Genomic DNA, 1,327 nt, shown 5'->3' on the forward strand with positions numbered 1-1,327 from the left:
CATTCTGTGGTGGCAGGGGCAGCAGATAATCGAGAACTACACGACCATCCGGGAGCAGAAGAGCACGCAGGCCATGCTGTCGGAGAGGAACAATGGCGTCCAGCTTACGACCTGCGGAGAGCAGAGACGCCGCTGCGTGAGGGTGAACCCGGAGGCGGGGACGTTCGGAGACGATTCGAGCTGGATGATACTGGCGGGGAAATAGCACATGACGGAGCTGGAAAAACAGTTGCTGAGCGCATTAGAGCAGCTACAGCAGGACTACTCGAAAAGGCTGGACGAGTGGGAGAGCGCCTTCGCGGAATGGCGGACGATGTCTGGTCTTATGCAACGGGAGAACGCGGCGCTGAGCGAGCGCGTCACGGGCTTGAGCAGGCAAGTGCAGAGTTTGAGCGAGCAGCTGCGCCGGTTATCGCAAGGCTGAACGGCATCGAGGCACATAGGGAGCAGGAGCGCGCGGCGCAGCACCAGAAAGCTCTGGAGCTTGAACGATCGCAGCGGCAGCGGACGTACAACGGTCCGTCGCTGTGAAAAATCGGATAAAACGGGGCTTTTGGCGGGCATCTGCGCTTAAAGCCTGAGCTATTCACCCGGCTGCATGGCTATGCAATCCGGGGGAATTTATCGGACGCAAACGGGGCGGTTTACTGGGGAGTTTTCTGCCGTTTTTACCCGACTGGTGCAGCATTCGCGCCGAACCCGTCCGACGCGGTGCGGGCAAGAACTCTTATGTTAAATCCGGCCGCCGGGCGGGATCAGTCGGAAAAGTGGCGCAGCTTTAACGCTGACGCTTGCCCGCCTTTGGTTTTTTCGCCAGGCTGGTGCTCCGGTGCTTAGCCGGGCCACAAGAATTATAAAAAACCTGAAACCCTCATGTTCCCGCCGTCACGGCGGGATTTTTTTGTGGCAAGGCGGAACTGGTCAGCCTGTATTTACCGGTTTGCTTGTGCGGCAGAGCATTTTTCTCCAGACTCAGAGAGAGCCGGTGCCTGCTGGTCCCGGTTACAGTGAGAAATTCTGAATCTTATCCCTGGTTCACCCCGCTCTAGATGGCGGGGTTTTTTACTTTTTCGACCTCTCAGGGCACGGTAAGAAGCCGCGATTTCCCTATTTTCTGACGTGTACAGCGCGACAAACGTGAATTAAAAAACATTTCCCGTGTACTAAGGCATTCTGAAAATTGCCCGATAACTGTTTTGCCCTGCACCAGGGGAATTCTGACAAAACGAGACCTTTTCTATTAGCATCCTTACGGGGGGCTTTTTTTGCGATGCTGTTTGCCAGGCCTGCGTTTTTTCTACACGTGACGTACGGCAGAGGGATCAGC

1 protein-coding gene and 1 pseudogene are annotated in these 1,327 nt (G+C 55.9%); both read left to right on the forward strand.

Annotated elements, in window-relative coordinates; all coding sequences use genetic code 11:
* Positions 1 to 205, forward strand: a pseudogene (locus ACFTS5_RS34230) (mobilization protein); the annotation flags it as partial.
* A 3-nt stretch (positions 206 to 208) separates the two neighbouring features.
* Complete coding sequence (locus ACFTS5_RS34235) at positions 209 to 424, forward strand: MbeD family mobilization/exclusion protein (protein WP_128302270.1); 216 nt, start codon at positions 209 to 211, stop codon at positions 422 to 424.
* Positions 425 to 1,327: the final 903 nt, after the last annotated feature.

It is taken from the genome of Nocardia sp. NPDC056952 (genome assembly GCF_042674185.1).
GTDB lineage: Bacteria > Actinomycetota > Actinomycetes > Mycobacteriales > Mycobacteriaceae > Nocardia.

Coding starts and splice junctions, on each gene's coding strand:
- ACFTS5_RS34235 (WP_128302270.1), top strand. CDS start 209: ATGACGGAGCTGGAAAAACAGTTGCTGAGCGCATTAGAGCAGCTACAG.